This is a genomic window from Providencia sp. Me31A (genome assembly GCF_050487165.1).
GTDB lineage: Bacteria > Pseudomonadota > Gammaproteobacteria > Enterobacterales > Enterobacteriaceae > Providencia.
This window is the reverse complement of record NZ_JBKQGZ010000016.1, coordinates 39,034-62,364: the sequence shown is the minus strand read 5'-3', so window position 1 is coordinate 62,364 and position 23,331 is coordinate 39,034. Positions and strand designations below refer to the sequence as shown.

At 42.6% G+C, this 23,331-nt stretch carries 24 protein-coding genes; 17 read left to right on the top strand and 7 right to left on the bottom strand.

Annotation, left to right across the window (positions count from 1 at the left end; all coding sequences use genetic code 11):
• Positions 1-89: 89 nt before the first annotated feature.
• Positions 90-491, top strand: coding sequence for an OsmC family protein (locus ACLPIE_RS14250; RefSeq protein WP_430262456.1), 402 nt, complete (start codon positions 90-92; stop codon positions 489-491).
• A gap of 83 nt (positions 492-574) precedes the next feature.
• On the opposite strand, the gene ACLPIE_RS14245 is transcribed toward ACLPIE_RS14250, so the two are convergent.
• From ACLPIE_RS14245 to ACLPIE_RS14235, 3 genes are read right to left on the bottom strand one after another with little or no spacing between them, the layout of a single operon-like run.
• Entirely contained in the window at positions 575-1,441 is an 867-nt protein-coding gene (locus tag ACLPIE_RS14245) for a phosphoribulokinase (RefSeq protein ID WP_430262455.1), read from the bottom strand.
• Positions 1,442-1,500: 59 nt separating this feature from the next.
• Positions 1,501-1,710, bottom strand: coding sequence for a YheU family protein (locus tag ACLPIE_RS14240; RefSeq protein ID WP_430262454.1), 210 nt, complete (start codon positions 1,708-1,710; stop codon positions 1,501-1,503).
• The gene (locus ACLPIE_RS14235; RefSeq protein ID WP_430262453.1) at positions 1,707-2,690 is read right to left on the bottom strand and encodes a hydrolase; all 984 of its coding nucleotides are present in this window, start codon (positions 2,688-2,690) and stop codon (positions 1,707-1,709) included. Before ACLPIE_RS14235 ends, ACLPIE_RS14240 begins: the two co-directional genes overlap by 4 nt.
• A 102-nt stretch (positions 2,691-2,792) precedes the next feature.
• On the opposite strand from ACLPIE_RS14235, the gene ACLPIE_RS14230 reads away from it, so the two are divergent.
• Positions 2,793-3,398, top strand: coding sequence for a LysE family translocator (locus ACLPIE_RS14230; RefSeq protein ID WP_430262452.1), 606 nt, complete (start codon positions 2,793-2,795; stop codon positions 3,396-3,398).
• 119 nt (positions 3,399-3,517) lie between these two features.
• On the opposite strand, the gene murP is transcribed toward ACLPIE_RS14230, so the two are convergent.
• Together murP and murQ are read right to left on the bottom strand one after the other, a co-directional pair.
• Positions 3,518-4,981 (bottom strand): PTS N-acetylmuramic acid transporter subunit IIBC, encoded by a 1,464-nt coding sequence (murP, locus tag ACLPIE_RS14225; RefSeq protein ID WP_430262451.1) that lies wholly within the window; start codon positions 4,979-4,981, stop codon positions 3,518-3,520.
• 26 nt (positions 4,982-5,007) lie between these two features.
• Entirely contained in the window at positions 5,008-5,919 is a 912-nt protein-coding gene (gene murQ, locus ACLPIE_RS14220) for an N-acetylmuramic acid 6-phosphate etherase (RefSeq protein ID WP_430262450.1), read from the bottom strand.
• 251 nt (positions 5,920-6,170) lie between these two features.
• Here murQ and ACLPIE_RS14215 point away from each other — a divergent pair, with 251 nt between their 5' ends.
• Together ACLPIE_RS14215 and adiA are read left to right on the top strand one after the other, a co-directional pair.
• Positions 6,171-7,031: a MurR/RpiR family transcriptional regulator gene (locus tag ACLPIE_RS14215; protein ID WP_430262449.1), complete on the top strand. Its 861-nt coding sequence runs from the start codon at positions 6,171-6,173 to the stop codon at positions 7,029-7,031.
• Between the two features lie 104 nt (positions 7,032-7,135).
• Positions 7,136-9,403, top strand: coding sequence for an arginine decarboxylase (gene adiA / locus ACLPIE_RS14210; RefSeq protein WP_430262448.1), 2,268 nt, complete (start codon positions 7,136-7,138; stop codon positions 9,401-9,403).
• A gap of 63 nt (positions 9,404-9,466) precedes the next feature.
• Here adiA and ACLPIE_RS14205 read toward each other — a convergent pair whose 3' ends face one another.
• On the bottom strand, positions 9,467-11,401 hold the full coding sequence (locus tag ACLPIE_RS14205) for an ABC transporter ATP-binding protein (protein ID WP_430262447.1): 1,935 nt from the start codon (positions 11,399-11,401) through the stop codon (positions 9,467-9,469).
• A gap of 151 nt (positions 11,402-11,552) precedes the next feature.
• On the opposite strand from ACLPIE_RS14205, the gene kefG reads away from it, so the two are divergent.
• The 4 genes from kefG (at position 11,553) to slyD (ending at position 14,814) form a co-directional block, all read left to right on the top strand.
• Positions 11,553-12,107, top strand: coding sequence for a glutathione-regulated potassium-efflux system ancillary protein KefG (kefG, locus tag ACLPIE_RS14200; RefSeq protein WP_430262446.1), 555 nt, complete (start codon positions 11,553-11,555; stop codon positions 12,105-12,107).
• A complete protein-coding gene (kefB, locus tag ACLPIE_RS14195) occupies positions 12,107-13,915 on the top strand; it encodes a glutathione-regulated potassium-efflux system protein KefB (protein ID WP_430262445.1) in 1,809 nt (602 codons plus the stop codon). The genes kefG and kefB overlap by 1 nt, the downstream gene beginning before the upstream one ends.
• 9 nt (positions 13,916-13,924) lie before the next feature.
• Positions 13,925-14,128 carry a YheV family putative zinc ribbon protein gene (locus ACLPIE_RS14190; RefSeq protein WP_430262444.1) on the top strand — a complete coding sequence of 68 codons (204 nt, stop codon included), beginning with the start codon at positions 13,925-13,927 and terminating at the stop codon, positions 14,126-14,128.
• 86 nt (positions 14,129-14,214) lie between these two features.
• Complete coding sequence (slyD, locus tag ACLPIE_RS14185; protein ID WP_430262443.1) at positions 14,215-14,814, top strand: peptidylprolyl isomerase; 600 nt, start codon at positions 14,215-14,217, stop codon at positions 14,812-14,814.
• Between the two features lie 86 nt (positions 14,815-14,900).
• Here slyD and ACLPIE_RS14180 read toward each other — a convergent pair whose 3' ends face one another.
• The gene (locus tag ACLPIE_RS14180; protein ID WP_430262442.1) at positions 14,901-15,122 is read right to left on the bottom strand and encodes a SlyX family protein; all 222 of its coding nucleotides are present in this window, start codon (positions 15,120-15,122) and stop codon (positions 14,901-14,903) included.
• A gap of 247 nt (positions 15,123-15,369) precedes the next feature.
• Here ACLPIE_RS14180 and fkpA point away from each other — a divergent pair, with 247 nt between their 5' ends.
• From fkpA to tuf, 9 genes are all read left to right on the top strand, one after another.
• On the top strand, positions 15,370-16,116 hold the full coding sequence (fkpA, locus tag ACLPIE_RS14175; RefSeq protein ID WP_430262441.1) for an FKBP-type peptidyl-prolyl cis-trans isomerase: 747 nt from the start codon (positions 15,370-15,372) through the stop codon (positions 16,114-16,116).
• A 566-nt stretch (positions 16,117-16,682) separates the two neighbouring features.
• Positions 16,683-17,387, top strand: a complete 705-nt coding sequence (locus tag ACLPIE_RS14170; RefSeq protein WP_430262440.1) for a helix-turn-helix transcriptional regulator — start codon at positions 16,683-16,685, stop codon at positions 17,385-17,387.
• Positions 17,384-17,788 carry a sulfurtransferase complex subunit TusD gene (tusD, locus tag ACLPIE_RS14165; protein WP_430262439.1) on the top strand — a complete coding sequence of 135 codons (405 nt, stop codon included), beginning with the start codon at positions 17,384-17,386 and terminating at the stop codon, positions 17,786-17,788. Before ACLPIE_RS14170 ends, tusD begins: the two co-directional genes overlap by 4 nt.
• 25 nt (positions 17,789-17,813) lie before the next feature.
• Positions 17,814-18,173: a sulfurtransferase complex subunit TusC gene (gene tusC, locus ACLPIE_RS14160; protein WP_430262438.1), complete on the top strand. Its 360-nt coding sequence runs from the start codon at positions 17,814-17,816 to the stop codon at positions 18,171-18,173.
• 57 nt (positions 18,174-18,230) lie between these two features.
• A complete protein-coding gene (tusB, locus tag ACLPIE_RS14155) occupies positions 18,231-18,518 on the top strand; it encodes a sulfurtransferase complex subunit TusB (protein ID WP_430262437.1) in 288 nt (95 codons plus the stop codon).
• 136 nt (positions 18,519-18,654) lie between these two features.
• Positions 18,655-19,029 (top strand): 30S ribosomal protein S12, encoded by a 375-nt coding sequence (rpsL, locus tag ACLPIE_RS14150; RefSeq protein WP_004265905.1) that lies wholly within the window; start codon positions 18,655-18,657, stop codon positions 19,027-19,029.
• Positions 19,030-19,126: 97 nt separating this feature from the next.
• Complete coding sequence (gene rpsG / locus ACLPIE_RS14145; RefSeq protein WP_004262486.1) at positions 19,127-19,597, top strand: 30S ribosomal protein S7; 471 nt, start codon at positions 19,127-19,129, stop codon at positions 19,595-19,597.
• Between the two features lie 89 nt (positions 19,598-19,686).
• A complete protein-coding gene (gene fusA, locus ACLPIE_RS14140) occupies positions 19,687-21,813 on the top strand; it encodes an elongation factor G (protein WP_430262436.1) in 2,127 nt (708 codons plus the stop codon).
• A 78-nt stretch (positions 21,814-21,891) separates the two neighbouring features.
• Positions 21,892-23,076, top strand: coding sequence for an elongation factor Tu (gene tuf / locus ACLPIE_RS14135; RefSeq protein ID WP_430262435.1), 1,185 nt, complete (start codon positions 21,892-21,894; stop codon positions 23,074-23,076).
• Positions 23,077-23,331 lie beyond the last annotated feature (255 nt).

Below are 23,331 nucleotides of genomic sequence, written 5' to 3'. Positions count from 1 at the left end.
CGCTTCAGCAGAATAAAGCTGATATAACATTCATTATATCTATGGAACAATGTAGCCTTTAAACTGATTTCATTTCAAGGGGAATAAAAATGGAAGCGAGAGTTAAATGGGTCGAAGGACTTTCTTTTTTAGGTGAGTCTGCATCAGGGCATCAGGTGATGATGGATGGTAATGCAGGAGATAAAGCGCCAAGCCCAATGGAAATGGTATTAATGGCAGCAGGTGGTTGTAGTGCGATAGATGTGGTCTCTATTTTGCAAAAAGGCCGTAATGATATTTCGGATTGTGAAGTGAAATTAACATCGCAGCGTCGTGAAGAAGCCCCACGTTACTTTGTCAAAATTCATCTACATTTCATTGTAACAGGAAATGAGCTGACGGAAAAAGCAGTGGAACGTGCAGTTCAGCTATCTGCTGAAAAATATTGTTCAGTAGCATTGATGTTAGAAAAAACAGTCGAAGTAACGCATAGCTTCGAAATAAAAAATTAATTTAATTATTATAATATTTTTTTAATAATAAGATGCTTACCTTAATTAATGATAAGCATCTTATTAATTAGTGAAAAAACAACTTAATTATTTTTTTGCTTAATCAGTTTTTCAACCAATGGCGTCATGATAAGCTCCATTGCCAAGCCTAATTTGCCACCGGGTATGACAATTGTATTCATTGCCGAAATAAACGAGTCGGAAATCATTGAAAGTAAATAGGGAAAATCGATTTGCTCAAGGCCGCGAAACCGGATCACAATAAAACTTTCATCTTGTGACGGGATCGCTTTAGCAGAAAATGGGTTGGACGTGTCTACGGTTGGAACGCGCTGGAAATTAATATGCGTACGAGAGAACTGCGGGGTAATGTAATTAATATAATCCCCCATGGAGCGCACAACAGAGTCCATTACCGCTTCTCGGGAATGCCCGCGTTCTGTCGTATCACGGATCATTTTCTGAATCCATTCAAGGTTAACGATAGGAACAACCCCGACAAGTAAGTCAACATGTTGTGCAACATTATGCTCTGGTGTCACAATCCCGCCATGTAGACCTTCATAGAATAAGACATCGGTATCTTTAGGCAATGGCTCCCAAGGTGTAAAAGTCCCAGGTTGTAACCCGTAGGGAACGGCTTCGTCGTAGGTGTGTAAATATTTACGAGATTGCCCACAACCTGTTTTGGCATAGTCGATTAATGTTTGTTCTAACAACGCAAAGTCATTCGCTTCGGGGCCAAAATAGCTGATATGCCTGCCTTGTTCTCTTGCTTTACGAATGGCCATATCCATTTCAGGGCGAGTATAGCGATGAAAACTATCACCTTCTAATGTTGCGGGTTGAATGTTTAATTGATGGAAAACTTTACGAAATGCTTGGCTAGTTGAGGTTGTTCCGGCACCGCTGGAACCTGTGATGGCGATAATTGGATGCTTTTGGGACATAGCAAACTCCCTGTGTTGCGCTCATAGCCACCATTTCAATAAACAGCGAGCGAAGCGGATTAGCGGGTTTTAGGCATGAAATTAACGGATTCATGCAGTTCTGACCAGACTAACACAATTTCGCCAGAAACTAACTGCCGTTTCACATCGTTGACTTTATCTTGCAAGCTTTTTTCGTGAACCCCATAGTCCGTGCCTTCACGTAATACATAGCTTTCAATGAGGTTTTCCAATGTTTCTGGCGAAAGTTCACGCCAAGGGATAATCATTGTTTTTCCTGATTTAAATAAGGGGCTAACCATTGTGGTATGCGTGTTTCTAGCCACATTTGGGGTTTTCTCAATGTTCCCCCCACAAAGCCCACATGTCCACCATGCTCAGTCATTTGATATTCCACATTTTTAGGTAGGAATGATAAATCTGGAACCACTTCAGGTGCCATAAATGGGTCATCTTTGGCGTGAATGATTAAAGTTGGTTTAGTTATGTATGCCAACTTAGGTAATGCGCTGCATTTTTGATAATAATCGGTAGCGTCATCAAAGCCGTGAATACGAGCCGTGATCACATCGTCAAATTCACGAATGCGTTTTAGTTGTTTAAGTTGCAACAAGTTTAGCGGCAGTGAGCCTGGATAACGTACTAATTTACGCATTGCATTACGTTTCAAGCCATTTAATAAATAGCGTTGATAAAATTGGGAAATCCCTTTTTCCATGCGCAAAGAACACGCTTCTAGCATTAATGGGGCCGAAACGACAACACCTGCATCTAAATCTGCATTTTGACCGCTTTCTGCGAGATAGCACGCTAACATATTTCCGCCAAGAGAATAACCGACTGCGGCCGTTGGCGCATCACCATAGGTTTGTTTTAGCCAACGGAGAAAATAACGTGCATCACTGGTTTCACCTGAATGGTAGATACGGCGCTGACGGTTAGGTTCGCCGCTACAACCACGAAAGTGCATAATAACGCCTAGCCAGCCATGTTGTTGTGCGGTTTTAAGCATGCCATGTGCATAGGGGCTTTTAAAGTTGCCTTCTAATCCATGAAAAATAACTAAACGAGGTTTGTGAGCTGCTAGCTCAGGGGATTCGCTCCAAGCAAGATCGATAAAATCGCCATCAGGCAATTCAAGTCGCTGCCATACGGGTTTGATTTTCGGTGTTCTACGGAAAATCCGAGGTAGGAGCGTTTGGAGATGTGGATTTTTAGCCCAGCTTATTGGACGAAAGTTTTCTGACATAGCCTTATTTTTATTTAATGGGAACTCTTGTGAGTCACATAACATACTGTTATTTTTTTGTGATGCAAGTAAACAAATTTGAGTTTGAGGATTAAATTATAAATGACACTGGGGCTAATTTTTTCTCTTTTTACGTTTTTATTCATTGCAGCTGTCACACCCGGCCCTAACAATATGTTGCTAACCTCAAGCGCAGCAAACTACGGTTTTCGCCATACAATTATTTTATGCTTAGGTATTATGTTAGGTATGCAAGCTATACTTTACCTGTCTGCATTTGGCGTCGCTGCACTTTTATTGCTCTATCCTGCCATTCATGTCGCGTTAAAAGTGGCTGGGAGCCTATATTTACTTTGGCTCGCATGGAAAACGGCCACGGCTAATTATGCACCACTTAAGACCAATAGCGAAGTCGCGAAAAGTGTGACTTGGTATCAAGGTGGTCTATTGCAATTTTTAAACCCAAAAGCTTGGATGATGGGTTTAGGTGCTGTTGGGGGATTTAGCCTACCGGGGGAATTATTCACTCAGTCTATTTTAGTGATGAGTATTGCCTTTGTCATCGTTAATTTGGTTGCTGGCCTGATTTGGATGGGGTTTGGTTCGTTAATTAGCTTATTTTTACGCAGCCGCCGTGCTTGGTTTATTTTTAACTGGGTAATGGGGATTTTAACGGCTTTGTGCGTTCCTCTGATTTGGCTGGAATGAAAAAGGGGACCAAAAAGCTAGCTGGTGCTAACTTTTTGGTGCTTCTCAAAATGAAATACTTGCTTGTCTTCGGCTGAAAACTCAATAGTGAGGCTGCGCTTTACATATAAGGGGTTTGGTTAGTCTAAATCGACATTTTTTGCCCCAAAGAAGTAAGTAAAAATAAAACCAAATAGGTAAGATATTAGCAGTCCACCCACATAGACTGACATTCCTAAAAATACACCGTCAGCAGAGGTCATCATTGGGATTGCCACTAAACCAGAGGGGCCAAACACGGTATTTAATCCAACAGGTAATCCCATCCAAGCAATTAAACCGACAAAGAATCCCCCTGCGGCTCCCCCCAAACATGCGGTAATAAAAGGTTTCATCCGTGGCAAGGTTACACCATAGATCAATGGCTCACCGACGCCTAAGAAGCCAGGAATAATGGCTCCACGGATTTGATTACGTAACACGGAATCTTTTGCTGCTTTGACATAAAGCGCCATTGCCGCACCGACTTGCCCACCACCAGCCATTGCTAAGATAGGAAACAATGAGTTAAAGCCTTGTGTTTCGACTAGCGCCATATACACAGGGACAAACCCTTGGTGTACACCAAACATCACAGCAATCAAGAATAGGCCTGCGAGTATTGCTGTTCCGAATGGGTTGCTACTTAAATGAACAAACAACCATGACATACCGGAGAACAACCAACTACCGATTGGCATGATGAATACAAAGACAGCAGCGCCAACAATTAACAGTGTAATAGTCGACGTTAAAATCATATCGAGGTTAGCTGGAATAATTTTACGGACCTGTTTTTCAACCCATGCCCCAAAAATACAAGCGATTAATACCCCAATAATATTACCTCTCGGGTCGATAGCTAATCCGAAGAAGTTACTCATATCCGAGTAAAATCCTTTGGCAATTTCAGGGTTGTAGCCAAGTACGAACAGTGAAGCAATAATGGCTCCGTTGACAGCGCTACCGCCAAAGGCTTTTTGAGTATTATAACCAATCAGAATGCTGAGAAAGCTAAATAGACCCTTACTGAATACTGACATATATAAAATGGTATGTACCAGAAGGGTTTGTTCTTCAGGCTTTGTCGGTAAACCGGTAGGGAAATAGGTTTGTTTCGCCAGTGTTGCAAAGCCTAATAACAGGCCAGCAGCAATAAACCCTGGGATTAAAGGGGTAAAAATAGTGGCAAATTTGGCTAAAAAGCGATGTATCGCACTGGTTTGTTTCTTTTTAAGTTGTTGCTTATTCGCTGATGCAATCTTACTCAGATCTTGAGGTGTTGATGATGCCTGTAGGTCATCCTCTTCACTTTCCAATAATTGATTCATTAAATCGGCAGCGGTTTGCGCTTTGCCGGGGCCTACGATGATTTGTAGTTGCTCATCACTTTCAATCACGCCGAGAACACCCGCAATTTGTTTGATTGCGGCTTTGTCGACCAATTGATCATTATTGAGAGTCAAGCGCAGGCGTGTCATGCAGTTACCCGCTAACTTAATGTTGCGACGACCACCAACGTGTTGCAGAACTTGCTGCATCATTTCTATTGTTATTTTAGCCATACTATTTATCTCATAAAATCCGTGTGTTAAGCGGAGGATGCCATGTTGAGTGCTGTGCGAATAAAACCGTTATTATTGGAGAGCAGTTGACGAGCATCATCGGCATTCAGACCCGATAGCACCATCAAAATGGCCGTCTTACAGTGTCTGTCACATTGTTGAAGTGCGTTTTCAGCGGTGGTTCGGTCGCAGTCAGTGGCCTCCATAACAATTTTAATTTGTCTTTCAATTAACTTGGCATTCGTGGCCTCGACATCCACCATCAAGTTGCCAAATACCTTACCGATGCGGATCATCGCTCCAGTGGTGATCATGTTCAGTACCAGTTTTTGTGCAGTACCTGCTTTCATTCGTGAAGAACCGGTGACGACTTCTGCACCAACGACAGGGGTGATTGCGATATCTGCCGCATTGGCGATGGGGCTATTTGGATTACAGCTAATGGAAGCTGTGGTAGCGCCGACTGAGTTTGCATAGGCTAAAGCGCCTAACACATACGGAGTACGCCCACTTGCCGCGATACCAACCAGCACATCTTTTTCATTAAATTGGATATTTTTTAGATCTTGCTCGCCTAATTCAGGTTTGTCTTCCGCGTTTTCGACGGCACGAAAAATGGCTTGATGACCGCCAGCAATGAGGCCGATGACTTGTTCATGAGGAGTCCCATAAGTTGGTGGGCACTCACTGGCATCGAGAATACCTAAGCGACCTGATGTCCCTGCACCTGAATAAATCAGCCGACCACCTTTTAAGAATGCCGCCGCCACTTTATCAACTAGTTGAGCAATTTCGGGAAGTACTTTTTCAACCGCTAATGGGACGAGTTTGTCTTCATTGTTAATCACATGCAGCATATCAATCGTGGATAGTTGGTCGATATGAGTACTGGCTGGGTTGCGGCTTTCCGTTACCATTTTACTTAAATCAATAGTCATAAAATTGCTCCTGAATCAGTTAGTAAACTCATATTAAGGAATTATTTATTCCTTAAGTGTGATTGAAATCACGGTGTTACCTATTCTAACTTGCGAATATAAAAGAATATTTTGTTATATTTCTCAGCGATTAAATTTATTGTTGCTTGAATTTAAACAACTATTCTTAAGTCATAGGTCAAATAAAATAGGAATAATTTATTATTAATTTATTCTATAAAACGAAAAAATGATAATCGCCAGAGGGTGTCATGACGCTATTAGATATTATTACTTATTCATTGCCGCGTTTAGCCGAAAATCAACGTAAAATCGCGCAATTTATCCTTAAAAATCCAGAAAATGTATTGAACTTATCTTCTCAGCAATTAGCGGAAATATTGGATGTCAGTCAATCGGCTATTGTTAAGTTTAGTCAAAAGGTCGGTGTAAAAGGTTATCCAGCACTAAAATTAGCGTTAAGTGAGATCATCGGCCGTCAGCAGCTTAATGAAAGCGCGCCTCACACTGCGTTACATAATCGTATTGCACCAGATGATAGTTTGATGGTTGTGGCGCAAAAATTAGCGATGGAAAAAAATAACTCCATCACCGAGACAACAAAACACATTGATTTCAAAGCATTTGAACGAATTGTTGAAATGGTTGACCAAGCTCAACGTGTGCAAATTGTTGGAATAGGAGGCTCAGGGTTAACAGCAAAAGATTTAAGTTATAAATTACAAAAAATTGGTATCACAACGTTAGTTGAGTCTGACCATCATGTGCAGATTGCTGCTGCTTTAACGTTGAGTGCTGATGACGTTCAAATCGTGATTTCATTCACTGGCAAGCGAAAAGACATGCTGACTGCGGCGAACATAGCACATAAACAAGGGGCTCGTATTATTGCGATTACGCATGACCGCGAATCGCCTTTAGCACAAATAGCGGATTACGTTCTGGAAAGTGTTGCAGAGGAAAATGAGTGGCGTAGTTCTTCAATTTCTTCTAGAACCGCGCAAAACACGATTACAGATTTATTGTTTATGGCGTTACTACAGCGGCGGGAGGCGAAAGCGAAATCGTTAGTGATGAATGCAAGAATGGTGATAAATAAATTAGATGAATAGTTTTGAGATTTATAACTCATCGATAACTTTGCAATAAATCCTTATTTGCGTTAAGACTAAAGATAGAAACATTTTAATTTTAATTAGTTAAAGAGGAATTATTGATGAGAGCACTCATTGTTTATACTGAGTTAACTGACGACGATTCCGTTATCAGCCATGCGGTTGCTAGGCTTGCTAGTGAACTTAATGATGAACACGTTGAAACCGTGATTATTCGTAATTTTGAAGATGGCATGGCCTACATTCGCTCTAATACCAGTATTGATTGCTTGTTATATGGGCGCGATATGTCTGACAAGCAAGAGCAAGCTCAAGCACATCAATTAATTACTCAATTGCATCGTCGGCAAGAAGATGTCCCTGTCTTTTTATTGAGTGATCGTGAAGAAGCCCTAACCGCGTTTGATCGTAAAATGATGGAGCAAGTTGATGAATTTGCTTGGATCTTAGAAGATTCTGCCGATTTTATTGCAGGGCGCGTCCTTGCTGCGATTATTCGTTATCGTGCTAATTTATTACCACCATTGATGAAAAGCTTGATTAAATACAGTGATGTACATGAACATTCATGGGCAGCACCGGGGCACCAAGGTGGCGTTGGGTTTACCAAAACTCCAGCGGGCCGTATTTACCATGATTTCTTTGGGGAAAATCTGTTTCGCACCGATATTGGCATTGAGCGAGTTGCGGTAGGCTCATTACTGGATCACACAGGCGCTTTTGGTGAGTGTGAAAAAAACGCTGCGCGTATTTTCGGGGCTGACCAGTCCTATTCGGTGGTTGTAGGAACATCAGGCTCAAATCGAACCATCATGCAAGCGTGTATGACAGATGACGATGTGGTAGTGATTGACCGTAATTGCCATAAATCCATTGAACAGGGGCTGATCCTGACAGGAGCCAAGCCTGTATATATGACCCCAAGTCGTAACCGTTACGGTATCATTGGGCCTATTTATCCAAAAGAGATGATGCCTGAAACAATTGCAGCAAAAATCGCTGAAAATCCATTAACGGCAGATAAAACGAACAAACGTCCGGCTTATAGTGTGGTAACAAACTGTACCTATGACGGCGTCTGCTATCATGCACGTAAAGTACAAGATTTACTTGATAAATCATTAGACAGAATTCATTTTGACGAGGCATGGTATGGTTATGCACGTTTTAACCCTATCTATCGCGAGCATTTTGCGATGCGTGATGAACCACGCAATGGCGACGAGCCGACCATTTTTGCGACCCATTCCACCCATAAGTTACTCAATGCCCTTTCACAAGCATCATTTATTCATATAAGAAATGGCCGTAATTCGATTGATTTCAATCGTTTTAATCAGGCTTATCATATGCATGCGACTACATCACCGCTGTACGCGATTTGCGCTTCGAATGATATTGCCGCGGACATGATGGATGGTAACAGTGGGCGCTCATTGACTGATGAAGTGATCCGTGAGGCCATAGACTTCCGTCAATCATTGGGTTACTTGCATAAAGAGTTTCTCAATGATGATGAATGGTTTTTCAAACCGTGGAATCAGGAAATGGTGAAAGACCCCGCAACAGGCAAACGTTATGCGTTTGAGGATGCGCCGGTTGAGCTGTTAATGAAGGAACAAAGCTGTTGGGTGATGAACCCTGAAGATAAATGGCACGGTTTTAAAGATATTCCTGAAAATTGGGCAATGTTAGACCCGATTAAAGTCAGTATTCTCTCGCCGGGAATGGGGGAAGATGGCAAATTGCAAGATAGTGGTGTACCTGCAGCCTTAGTTACTGCTTGGCTAAATCATTATGGGATTGTTCCAACCCGTACCACCGATTTCCAGATTATGTTTTTATTTTCTATGGGGATCACTAAAGGGAAGTGGGGAACATTGGTGAATGCATTACTCTCTTTCAAACGCCATTACGACAATAACACGGCGCTAAAAAAAGTGTTACCCGAGGTTGTTGATAGTGCCCCTGAAATATACGGTGACATGGGGCTGCATGATTTAGGCGATAAAATGTTTGCCTACCTGCAAAAAAATAACCCCGGCGGTCAGCTTAATCAAGCGTATGAACAACTCCCTCAAGTGATGATGAGCCCACGGGATGCTTATCAAGAAATTGTTGCTAGCCGCGTTGAAGCCGTTCCCCTTGATAAACTTGCAGGACGTATTGCTGCCAACTCCATTATCCCGTATCCACCGGGTATTCCTATGTTGCTATCAGGGGAAAGCTTTGGGGATAAAAACAGCCCTCATATCGGTTACTTACACAGCCTTCAAGCATGGGACAGTGAGTTCCCCGGTTTTGAACATGAAACCGAGGGCACGGAAATTATCGATGGGCAGTATTATGTGATGTGCGTGAAAAATTAGGCGGTACAAAGATTGAGATCCCCCCAAAAGCAGTAGGGGGGATTAAAAAGCCGTAGTAAGCGGTCAGAGTGATTCAAACTCGCTAGTCATCACTTCTAATTGCTCTTGCAACGCCATCCACTCCATTTCAACTTTTTCAAGCGCTGACTTATGTTCCGTCTGCTTTTTCAAACATTCAGTCAGTTCGGCTTTTTTATCTTGCTCATAGATAGCGGCATCGGAAAGTTTAGCTTCTAGCTCACTCAGTGAATTGGAGTGTTTATCCATCTGCTTTTCCAATTCCGTGATTTTTTTACGGATAGGTTGAGTCAGTTGACGAAACTCTGCTTCACGACGTTTCTGATCTTTTCTATCTTGTGCAGTGACTGTCGAGGTTGTGGCAGGCTTATCTTTTTCTTGCAGGTCACGGAACTGTTGTAATTCCAGCTTATTTTGCTCTGCAAGCCATTGTTGGTAATCTTCTAAATCACCATCAAATTGTTCAACAGCCCCGCCGTGTACTAAATACAGCTCATCTGTGGTTGAACGTAATAAATGCCTATCATGGGAAACCACCACTAAAGCCCCTTCAAACGCCATCAGCGCTTCGGTCAGGGCTTGGCGCATGTCTAAATCCAAGTGGTTGGTTGGCTCATCGAGTAACAGTAAATTAGGGCGTTGCCAAACAATCAACGCTAACACTAAACGCGCTTTTTCACCGCCAGAGAAACGACCGCTTGGGTCTGTCACTTGGTCGCCTTTAAAGCCAAAGCCGCCTAAATAGTCACGCAATTGCTGCTCAGTCTGATCGGGCGCTAAACGGGCTAAATGTTGCAACGGCGATTCTTCAGGGTGCAAATATTCCAGCTGGTGCTGGGCGAAATAACCCAGTTTGATGCCTTTAGCGAGGGCAATTTCTCCCTGCAAGGGTGGCAAGTCGCCTGCTAACATCTTAATTAATGTAGATTTACCTGCACCATTTCGCCCTAATAGGCCAATGCGTGAACCCGGCACTAAATTCAGTTTAATAGACTGCAAAATGACTTTTTCGCCGTAACCTGCACTGACTTTTTCCATTTTTAATAATGGGTTAGGCAAGCTTTCTGGTTTGCGAAATGAAAAATGGAACGGGTTATCCACATGCGCTGGCGCCACCATTTCCATTCTTTCTAACATCTTAATGCGGCTTTGTGCTTGCTTGGCCTTTGTCGCTTGCACTCTAAAACGATCAATATAGCTTTGTAAGTGTGCAGCTTTGGCTTGTTGACTCTCATACAGCGCTTGTTGTTGGGCAAGTTTTGTCGCACGTTGGCGTTCAAAAGAAGAGTAGTTACCCGTATATTCGAACATGGTTTCTTGTTCGATATGCAGCACTTTATCAATAATGGGGTCAAGGAAATCCCTATCATGGGAAATCAAAATTAACGTACCTTGGTAGCTTTTCAGCCATTTTTCTAACCAAATAACGGCATCTAAATCAAGGTGGTTGGTTGGCTCATCGAGCAGTAATAAATCAGAGCGGCAAAGCAGAGCTTGAGCGAGGTTTAAACGCATCCGCCATCCACCTGAAAACGATTTTACTGGGGATTCTAGCTGGGATTGACTAAAACCTAACCCGTGTAGCAGGCTTGAGGCACGAGAGCGGATTGTCCACGCATCAATGGCGTCGAGTTGCCCGTGAACTACCGCAATCGCATGGCCATCATTTTTTTCATTGGCTTGATGCAATTTCTGTTCTAGGGCGCGGAACTCGCGGTCACCATCAATCACATATTCAAGGGCTGGCACATCGAGGGCTGGCGTTTCTTGATTAACCCATGCCATTGACCAATTACTTGGAAAGGTTGCAGAGCCTGCTTCAGCTTGTAATTCGCCTTTTAACAACGCCAAAAGGGTCGACTTACCACAGCCGTTTTTACCCACTAAACCAACTTTTTGGCCGGGGTTAATAGTCGCAGTGGCATTGTCCAACAGAACACGGACACCTCGGCGAATTTGGAGTGAAGAAAAAACAATCATAGCAACCGTCTATTAAAAATATGTTAAATTATCCTAGTAATTACGCGTGATAAGCAATGTAATTTCTGCAATATTCAAGGCGTAAACTCTATTTAGCAGGTTGCATGGTAACGGAAAATTATCCGTCTGACACGCCTTTGAGGAGGGAAAGATGTCAAATACACCAAAAGTGCTGGTGCTCTACGCTCATCCAGACCCTGATGAGTCTATCGCCAATAAGGCGTTGCTTGATGCAGTGCGTGATTTTGAACATGTGACAGTACATGATTTATATGCAACTTACCCAGACTATTTTATCGATGTTACGGCTGAGCAAAAACTCTTGTGTCAACACGATGTGATTGTTTTTCAGCATCCACTCTATACTTATAGTTGTCCTGCATTGTTGAAAGAATGGTTTGACCGTGTGTTAACGCGTCGCTTTGTAACTGATATGGGATACCAAAAATTAAAAGGTAAATACTGGCGTTCGGTGATCACCACGGGAGAGCCTGTTCATGCATACCAACATGATGGATATAACCATTACCCTCTAACCGAAATACTCCGTCCATTTGAATTGACCGCATTAATGTGTGATATGCAATGGCTGGAACCCACTATTATTTATGCGGCACGACGGCAGCCTAAAGCGCATTTTCAACAGCTTGTTGATGACTACCGCCAGTGGATACAGCAACCGCTTGGGGCGGGAGGGCTCTCTTAATGACAGAATTTGGGCTATTTGAATCCGTCATCATTTTTTTATGTGCGGGCGTGGTGATGGTGCCTATTGCACAGAAAATTAGGTTGGGTGCTGTACTTGGGTATCTATTGGCTGGAATTATGATTGGGCCATTCGTGTTAGGCTTTATTCATAATGTCGATGACATTTTGCATTTCTCCGAAATGGGAGTGGTGTTCTTAATGTTTTTGATCGGTTTAGAACTGAAACCCTCTAAACTTTGGGAGCTAAGGCGCTCTATTTTTGGTGTCGGTACCATTCAAGTCGTTGTCACAGCAGCAATTATGGCTTCTTTTCTTTTACTTGCGAAATTCTCTTGGCAAGCAGCGGTCGTGGGTGGGCTTGGTATGGCCATGTCATCAACAGCAATGGCGTTGCAGCTCATGAACGAAAAGGGGATGTCCAATAAAGAAAGCGGCCAGCTTGGTTTTTCTGTTTTACTTTTCCAAGATATGGCAGTGATTCCTATCATGGCGTTGATCCCTTTGCTTGCGGGGGACGCAGCGCCCAGTGACTGGCAAAAGATCGGCTTAAAAATGATCGCCTTTGTGGGACTATGGGTTGTCGGGCGTTATTTATTACGGCCGATGTTTAGGTTAGCTGCAAAATCAGGTGTTCATGAAATTTTCACCGCAGCTGCGTTACTTGTGGTACTCGGCTCTGCTTTAATTATGGAAAGCCTTGGCTTCTCTATGGCATTAGGCACCTTTATGGCAGGTGTCATGTTAGCGGAAACTGAATTTCGCCATGAACTAGAAATCAATATTGAACCATTTAAAGGACTGCTACTTGGGCTCTTTTTCATCTCTGTTGGAATGTCACTGAATTTACAAGTGCTATGGACTTATTTACCGCAAGTATTAATGGCAGTCGTTGTATTAGTCGCAGTAAAAGCCTTTGTTTTATATAGTTTGGGGCTTGCAGCACGGCTGCGCAATGGCGCTAGAGCACAATTCTCCGGTGTACTTAGCCAAGGTGGTGAATTTGCCTTTGTGATTTATGCTACAGCATTTGGCGCGAGCGTGATTGATGAACGGCAAATGGATCTTTTATTGGTGGTTGTCACGCTTTCGATGATGACGACGCCACTTGTGATGCAGCTGATAGATGCTTATCTTAACTACCGTTATAATCGACAACCCGAGTCAAGTGAAAAACCGTTTGTGGAAGATAATGATCCCCATGTTATTTTGGTTGGCTTTGGGCGTATGGGGCAGGTGGTTGGTCGTTTATTAATGGCTAATAAAGTTAAAATTACTGTTCTTGAACAAGATGTTACCGCAATTAGTACCATGCGCCGCTATGGTTATACGGTGTATTATGGTGATGCGCGTGAATTGCAATTATTACGTTCTGCTGGAGCAGATAAAGCTAAAGCGATTGTCATTACGAGTGATGTGCCTGAAGAGGTCATGGAAATTGTGCAAATTTGCCAAGAAAATTTTCCTAATTTGCATATTATTGCCCGAGCTAAAGGTCGTCTTGAAGCGCATGAATTGCTACAAAGTGGCGTGATAGATTTTAGCCGTGAAACGTTCTCCAGTGCATTAGAACTCGGTAGCAAGGCCTTAATTAGCACAGGGATGCACCCCCATAAAGCTTATCGCGCTAAACAACACTTTCGCCGTTTAGATATGCGTATGTTGAGGGATGTTTATCCTGAACACGAAAACAGTGATAGCGGGCAAATTTCTCGTGTTAAAGAAGCTCGCCGTGAACTTAATGAGCTGTTCGAAAAAGAAATGCGACGAGAACATCGTCAGCCGCATAGCTGGAACAATGAACAATAAGGGTTAGGAATGGCTTCAACACGTAAACGTTTTATTGCAGGGGCAACATGCCCTAAATGTCAGTCACAAGATACACTAATGATGTGGCGTGAAGATAAAATTGACGTGGTTGAGTGCGTCAATTGCGGCGTTCAACAGCGCCAAGTGGGGGATGAGGCGACGGAACATATTCGGCAAAAAGAGCAAGTAATTGGAATTTTTACACCTGAATAATAGAAATTTGTCAATTCTCAATACATCATCATAGTTTTTCGGTACAATTGGCAAAAATTTTCCCCTTACGGGTAGTAGGAGATGTCATGAAAGTAGCAAAAGACTTGGTGGTCAGCTTGGCTTATCAAGTAAGAACAGAAGATGGTGTTTTAGTTGATGAGTCCCCAGCAAGCGCGCCAATGGACTATTTGCATGGTCGTGGGTCTTTAATTTCAGGTTTAGAAAAAGCATTAGAAGGCCGTGCTGTCGGTGAACACTTTGATGTTGAAGTGGCTTCAGATGACGCATATGGTCAATACGATGACAACTTAGTTCAACGTGTCCCTAAAGACGTATTCATGGGCGTTGATGAGCTGGAAGTGGGTATGCGTTTCTTAGCTGACACTGACATGGGCCCAGTTCCTGTTGAAATCACAGGGATTGAAGGTGATGAAGTTATCGTTGATGGTAACCACATGTTAGCAGGTCAAAACCTGAAATTTAATGTTGAAGTCATGGCTATCCGTGAAGCAACAGAAGAAGAAATCGCACATGGACACGTTCATGGTGCAGGCGGTCACGACCATGATCACGACCACGAAGGTGGTTGCTGTGGCGGTGGCGGTCATAGCCACGGTTCAGAAGGCGGTTGTTGCGGTGGTGGTGAAGGCCACGGCCACAAACATGGCGGTTGCGGCTGCCATTAATACCTCGCACTAAACTCCGGTGCATACAAGTTTGTAGATGTAAAAAGGAAGCGAGTGCTTCCTTTTTTGCCATACAGCTTTACAAATCAATAATGTGGCGGCGGTGTTTCTTCTTCTGGTCTTGCTAAGTGCGATTCTTGGGAGGATTTCAGCCTTTCCGTGACAATGCGCAAATGTTCTTGCATGCGGCTCATTTGCATCTGCTGGTCGGTAATGACTTGATTGAGTTGCTCAATCGCCAATTCTTGAAAGGCAACTTTACTTTCTAAAAGCTCTAAACGCTGTTCAAATGTGTTCGATGAGCCCATTTTTCGACCCTCCTTAGGTATTTCATCATAATTAAACCATCATATTAACCGAACATTACAAATCAATAGATAAGTTTTACTTAAAGGGATAGGCGGCGAAACCTCTTTTTGTTAATGTGGTCTAAGAAGTTCTTATATTTTTCTATACTAATTGGTGATCTGTTTCTATGATTAAAGGATCACTACCAATAAAAACGAATAGTTTAACTATTCGAATATACTCGAATAAAAGTTATCGGAGACTAGGATGAAATCACTGTTTAAGGCAAGCCTTTTAGCAACAACGTTAGCATTTACTTTTGCTGCACCGCAAGTGATGGCAGAGGAAGCTAAAGCGCAGAGCAGCAGCGCATTTAAAAATGCAGAAGAGCGTAATGCGTATGCATTAGGCGCTTCTTTAGGCCGCTATATGCAGAACTCTTTAGAAGAACAAAAAACCATTGGCATTGACTTAGATAAAGCACAACTACTGGCGGGTGTTCAAGATGCTTTCAATGGTAAAAGTAAAATGACTGATGCAGAAGTTGAAGAAACTCTACTGAAATTTGAAGGCCAAGTGAAAGAAGCGGCTGAGAAAAAAATGAAAGATGAATCAGCAGCGAATGAGAAAAAAGGTGCTGAGTATCGTGAAAAATACGCGAAAGAAAAAGGTGTTGTAAAAACAAAATCAGGCTTACTGTACAAAATTGAGAAAGACGGTACTGGCGCTAAACCTAAAGCAGACGAAACCGTTGTGGTTCACTATAAAGGTTCACTGATTGATGGTACTGAATTTGACAGTTCATATTCACGTAACGAACCACTGACTATCCCTTTAAACTCAGTGATCAAAGGCTGGACTGAAGGTTTAGTCAACTTGAAAAAAGGCGGTAAAATGCAGCTTGTGATCCCTGCTGACTTAGCTTATGGTGAAAATGGCGTGCCGGGTATCCCTGCAAACTCAACTTTAGTTTTTGATGTTGAATTATTGGATATCAAGCCAGCAGCTAAATAAGCGAAAATAAAGTTTATTATCGGCTCAAGAACTTAAGTTTTGGGCTTATATAAGATGGTTATCCTCACCCTGCCGACGTATGTCAGCGGGGTGAGTATTTTTACGAGGTTATCGTCATGAACGCTATTGCTATTATTGGCATCAATCTTGGTAAAAACACCTTTAAATGAAACTATGAGATTGTAAATAAAAATTTGCTACACCGAATCGTATTTTTATATTAATCATGAATGAGCTAAATTTATTCTGTTATCGGTTATATTAATAAATAAAGCGCCTGCGGTTTATGAGTTAGTTTCAGATAAGTAACAATATATGGAAGCTAACTAAGATGAATTTTCTGTAAAAAATCCTCAAAATGTTTAAAACTTGTGATAAAACAGACTGTCTTGTATTCATTCTCTTGACGGCAACGTCGTGGAGTTTTAACTTCAGAATACGTTATTTTATTTTTTATCATCACATTAGTTGACTAGATGCGGTGTAATGAAGGCAAATTAGTCGAATAATGAAAGCCTTATTAGTCAGCAGGATGAAATTTTTACATTAGAAGGATGATGTTGAAAATGTCAGATTCTTTACACTCACAGGACCTCAGCGATATTAACTTATTGGATAACCAGCCATTTACTGAAACAGACCATGAAATTTTAAAATCATATGAAGCGGCTGTTGATGGGCTTGCTATGCTTATTGGTGGGCACTGCGAAATTGTACTCCACTCTTTACAAGACTTAAATTGTTCAGCGGTAAGAATAGCGAACGGTCAGCATACAGGGCGTAAAATTGGTTCACCAATAACTGACCTAGCACTGCGTATGCTGCATGATATGGCCGATGAGAAATCAAATGTTTCTAAAGCCTATTTCACAAAAGCCAAAAGTGGCGATTTAATGAAGTCAGTCACCATTGCTATTCGTAACCGTAAGCAGCGGGTGATTGGTCTGCTGTGCATTAATATGAACTTGGATGTGCCATTCTCTGAAATTATTCAATCATTTGTTCCAGAAACTAAGCAAGAAGTCACCTCAGATGTCAACTTCGCTTCCTCTGTGGATGATTTAGTGGCACAAACACTTGAATACACGATAGAAGAGGTGGGTAGCGACCGCAATGTTTCGAATAATGCGAAAAATAAGCAAGTCGTACTTAATCTGTATGAAAAAGGGATCTTCGATATTAAAGATGCGATTAACCAAGTTGCAGATCGCTTGAACATCTCTAAACACACCGTTTATTTATATATTCGTCAATTTAAGAGCGGTGAATGAGTAATCCAATTTCATTAAGCTACTGTTTATTAATTACCGGTCCTGCTTATGGTACGCAGCAAGCTGCAAGTGCGTACCAATTTGCGAAAGCCCTTCTCGCGCAAGGGCATCGATTGAAAACCCTCTTTTTTTATCGTGAAGGGGTTTCCAATGCGAATTTGCTGGCCTCACCTGCAACGGATGAGTTTAATCTAGTTGCGGCATGGCAGGAGCTTGCAGAACAATCAGGGTGTGAAATGCATATTTGCGTTTCTGCTGCACTGCGACGGGGTATTGTTGACCAAGAACAAGCACAAAGTTTGTCTTTACCAGTGGCGAACCTCGCAAAGGGCTTCATGATGAGCGGGTTAGGGAGCCTAGCAGAGGCAATGATGACTACAGATAGAACCATTCAATTTTAAAAGCAGCTCAACACTAAGGTATTGTGTGAAAAAAATAGCCTTTGTCTTTACAACCATGCCGCATGGCAGCGCTAGTGGTCGAGAAGGGTTAGATGCGTTGTTGGCAACGTCAGCGCTAACAGATGAAATTAGCGTCTTCTTTTTCTCGGATGGTGTTTATCAGCTTCTGGCAAATCAGCAACCTAGCGTTATTTTAGCGCGAGACTATATTGCGACTTATAAAGTTTTGCCTTTATATGATATTGAAAATATTTATGTGTGCCATGACTCTTTACAAGAGCGCGGGCTGAGTGAACAGTATGAATGGGTCGTCTCTCCTAAAATTATCAGTATACAAGAGATCCGCAATAAAATAGCTCAGTGTGATGTGGTGCTTAAATTTTAATCATTAGTATGAATTTCGAACTTGGGTTAAATTTTGATCTATACTAGGATCTTTTCTATGCTATATACATTGGCAACATCTCCGTTTAACTGTGATTTTTCTACAATGCTGCGTTTAATAACGGAGAAAGACGTAGTTTTACTCATGCAAGATGGTGTGGTTGCTGCTACTGCACAGTCACCTTATCTTGCTGCATTACAAAAAACAGGTGCGCAGTTGTATGCTTTGGATGTAGACATCAATGCCCGTGGGTTGAAAAATACCCTCTCAACCTCAGTTTCTGTGATCACATATCAGGGGTTTGTGAAGCTAACAGAAGTCCAAAAGCAACATTTTGCCTTATAAAGGCACTAAAAGTTGTATATTTCTTGACACCTGAGCCAGTCAGCAATAAAATTTCGCGTCCTCGTGTATCGTCATGTTGGCGAACGAGGCCAAAATCCGTGTTTACGAAGCAATAAAACCAGGAGCTTTTTTAATAATGGCAACTATTAATCAGCTGGTACGCAAATCTCGTAGCTCGAAAGTTGTGAAAAGCAACGTTCCAGCACTGGAAGCTTGCCCGCAAAAACGTGGCGTATGTACTCGTGTATATACTACCACTCCTAAGAAACCAAACTCAGCATTACGTAAAGTATGCCGTGTTCGTTTAACTAATGGTTTCGAAGTTTCTTCCTACATCGGTGGTGAAGGCCACAACTTGCAGGAGCACTCCGTAATCCTTATCCGTGGTGGTCGTGTTAAAGACTTACCAGGTGTGCGTTATCACACCGTTCGCGGTGCACTGGACTGTTCTGGTGTTAAAGACCGTAAGCAAGCTCGTTCTAAATACGGCGCGAAGAAACCTAAGGCTTAATGGATTTCCGTTAAGTAAGGCCAAACATTTTAATCTTAATGTCAAAATACTCTCGTAGAGTTTTGGACAAACCTGAATTAACAACGGAGTAATATCCATGCCACGTCGTCGCGTAATAGGTCAACGTAAAATTCTTCCAGATCCTAAGTTCGGATCAGAATTACTGGCCAAATTTGTAAATATCCTGATGGTAGACGGGAAAAAATCTACTGCTGAAGCAATTGTATATAACGCACTTGAGACCCTTGCTCAGCGTTCTGGTAAAACTGAACTTGATGCATTCGAATTAGCACTGGATAACGTGCGTCCGACTGTGGAAGTTAAATCCCGCCGTGTTGGTGGTTCAACTTACCAAGTTCCAGTTGAAGTTCGCCCGGTTCGTCGTAATGCTCTGGCAATGCGTTGGATCGTTGATGCTGCTCGTAAACGCGGTGATAAGTCTATGGCTCTGCGCCTGGCAAACGAATTATCAGATGCTGCTGAGAACAAAGGTTCCGCTGTTAAGAAACGTGAAGACGTTCACCGTATGGCAGAAGCTAACAAGGCGTTCGCACACTACCGTTGGTAATTATTTCTTACCTACATTAGTGATGTATCTCAGGGTAGCCATTTGCTACCCTTTATATGAAGCATTGAACGCCCACGAGAGAGGAAAAAATGGCCCGTCAAACGCCCATAGCACGTTACCGTAATATCGGTATCAGTGCACACATCGACGCCGGTAAAACCACAACTTCTGAACGTATTCTGTTCTATACTGGTGTAAACCATAAAATTGGTGAAACTCACGAAGGTTCTGCAACAATGGACTGGATGGAGCAGGAGCAAGAGCGTGGTATTACTATCACGTCTGCTGCGACTACTGCATTCTGGTCTGGTATGGCAAAACAGTATGAGCCACACCGTATCAACATCATCGACACCCCAGGCCACGTTGACTTCACAATCGAAGTAGAACGTTCTATGCGTGTTCTTGATGGCGCAGTAATGGTTTACTGTGCGGTTGGTGGTGTTCAGCCACAGTCTGAAACTGTATGGCGTCAGGCTAACAAATATAAAGTTCCACGTATCGCGTTCGTTAATAAAATGGACCGTATGGGTGCGAACTTCTTACGTGTTGTTGAGCAATTAAAATCACGTTTAGCAGCTAATGCAGTTCCACTGCAATTACCAGTCGGCGCAGAAGAAGCGTTCACAGGTGTTGTTGATTTGCTGAAAATGAAAGCAATTAAGTGGAGTGATGAAGACCAGGGTGTTACCTTCGAATACGAAGATATCCCTGCGAACATGCAAGAAGCAGCTGAAGAGTGGCACAACAACCTGATCGAAACCGCAGCAGAAGCATCAGAAGAACTGATGGAAAAATATCTGGGCGGTGAAGAACTGACTGAAGCAGAAATTAAAGCTGCATTACGTCAACGTGTTCTTGCAAGTGAAATTATCCTGGTTACCTGTGGTTCTGCATTTAAGAACAAAGGTGTTCAGGCGATGCTGGATGCAGTTATTGATTACTTACCTGCGCCAACAGATGTACCTGCAATTAATGGTATTCTGGATGACGGTAAAGATACTCCTGCAGAGCGTCATGCAAGTGATGATGAGCCATTCTCATCATTAGCATTTAAAATTGCAACCGACCCATTCGTTGGTAACTTAACGTTCTTCCGTGTTTACTCTGGTGTTGTTAACTCAGGTGACACAGTCCTGAACGCAGTGAAATCGAAAAAAGAACGTTTTGGCCGTATCGTACAGATGCATGCTAACAAACGTGAAGAGATCAAAGAAGTTCGCGCTGGTGATATCGCGGCGGCTATCGGTCTGAAAGACGTAACTACAGGTGATACATTATGTGCAGTTGATGCACCAATCATCTTAGAGCGTATGGAATTCCCAGAGCCAGTAATCTCTGTTGCAATTGAACCAAAAACTAAAGCTGACCAAGAAAAAATGGGTATCGCATTAGGCCGTCTGGCTCAAGAAGACCCATCTTTCCGCGTATCAAGTGATGAAGAGACTAATCAGACTATCATCGCTGGTATGGGTGAATTACACTTGGACGTTCTGGTTGACCGTATGCGTCGTGAATTTAAAGTTGAAGCGAACGTTGGTAAACCTCAAGTAGCTTACCGCGAAGCAATCACTGCTAAAGTGACTGACATCGAAGGTAAACATGCGAAACAGTCTGGTGGTCGTGGTCAGTATGGTCATGTCGTTATCGATATGTTCCCACTGAACAAAAACGATAAAGACGGCGTTCAAATGGATTACGAATTTATCAACGAAATCAAAGGTGGTGTAATTCCTACTGAATACATCCCAGCGGTTGATAAAGGTATTCAAGAACAGCTGAAATCAGGCCCATTAGCGGGTTACCCTGTTGTTAACATGGGTGTTCGTCTGCATTTTGGTTCTTACCATGATGTTGACTCCTCTGAATTGGCGTTTAAATTGGCAGCATCGCTGGCATTTAAAGATGGCTTCAAAAAAGCTAAACCAGTTCTGCTTGAGCCAATCATGAAAGTCGAAGTGGAAACACCAGAAGACTACATGGGTGATGTTATTGGTGACCTGAACCGTCGTCGTGGTATGATTGAAGGTATGGATGACCTGCCTACTGGTAAAGTCGTTCGTGCACAAGTACCATTGTCAGAAATGTTCGGTTATGCTACTGACCTGCGTTCTCAGACACAAGGTCGTGCTTCATACTCTATGGAGTTCCTGAAGTACAATGAAGCACCAAACAACGTTGCACAAGCTGTTATCGAAGCTCGTAACGCTAAATAATCGATTTTAAGTCGGTTAACTACTTTAATTTAAGTTCCTTCTTCGTCGTGAAGAGGGAACTCCATAAGGAATAGAGTCGTGTCTAAAGAAAAATTTGAACGTTCAAAACCGCACGTTAACGTTGGTACTATCGGCCACGTTGACCACGGTAAAACTACTCTGACAGCAGCTATCACTACTGTTCTGGCAAAAACTTACGGCGGTTCTGCTCGTGCATTCGACCAAATCGATAACGCACCAGAAGAAAAAGCGCGTGGTATCACCATCTCTACTTCACACGTAGAATACGATACTCCAACTCGCCACTACGCACACGTAGACTGCCCAGGACACGCCGACTATGTTAAAAACATGATCACAGGTGCTGCTCAGATGGACGGTGCAATTCTGGTTGTTGCTGCGACTGATGGCCCAATGCCACAAACTCGTGAGCACATCCTGTTAGGTCGCCAAGTCGGTGTTCCTTACATCATCGTTTTCCTGAACAAATGTGACATGGTAGACGACGAAGAACTGTTAGAATTAGTTGAAATGGAAGTTCGTGAACTTCTGTCTCAATACGATTTCCCAGGCGATGACACTCCAGTTGTTCGCGGTTCAGCACTGAAAGCGCTGGAAGGCAACCCAGAGTGGGAAGCGAAAATTGTTGAATTAGCTGGTTACTTGGATTCTTACATCCCAGAACCAGAGCGTGCAATTGACAAACCATTCCTGCTGCCAATTGAAGACGTATTCTCAATCTCAGGTCGTGGTACAGTAGTAACAGGCCGTGTTGAGCGTGGTATCATCAAAGTGGGTGAAGAAGTTGAAATCGTTGGTATCAAAGATACAGCGAAAACAACTTGTACTGGTGTTGAAATGTTCCGTAAACTTCTAGACGAAGGTCGTGCAGGTGAGAACGTTGGTGTTCTGCTGCGTGGTACTAAGCGTGAAGAAATCGAACGTGGTCAAGTTCTGGCGAAACCAGGCTCAATCAAGCCACACACACAGTTCGAGTCAGAAGTTTATATTCTGAGCAAAGATGAAGGTGGTCGTCACACTCCATTCTTCAAAGGTTACCGTCCACAGTTCTACTTCCGTACAACTGACGTAACAGGTACTATCGAACTGCCAGAAGGCGTAGAGATGGTAATGCCAGGTGATAACATCAACATGATCGTTACCCTGATCCACCCAATCGCGATGGACGACGGTTTACGTTTCGCAATCCGTGAAGGTGGCCGTACTGTAGGTGCAGGTGTTGTTGCAAAAATCATTGCATAATACTGCTCTTTCTGACTAAGAAAGAACTACTTTAGTAAAAAGGGCGTCTACTAGGACGTCCTTTTTATACGTTGTAAAATTCAGGCGTTGCAAAACTAAGAACCTATCTCATCAATCATTTGTATAATTATTGGTGAGATAGGCTCTGAAACAACGAATTAAATAATTGCGTGGCTTCCTTTGCGCAGTTATATGAGATTTATTAAGGTTTTGCTCAGAAGATATGGTATATTTTACCGCTACTGCAAAAAAGAA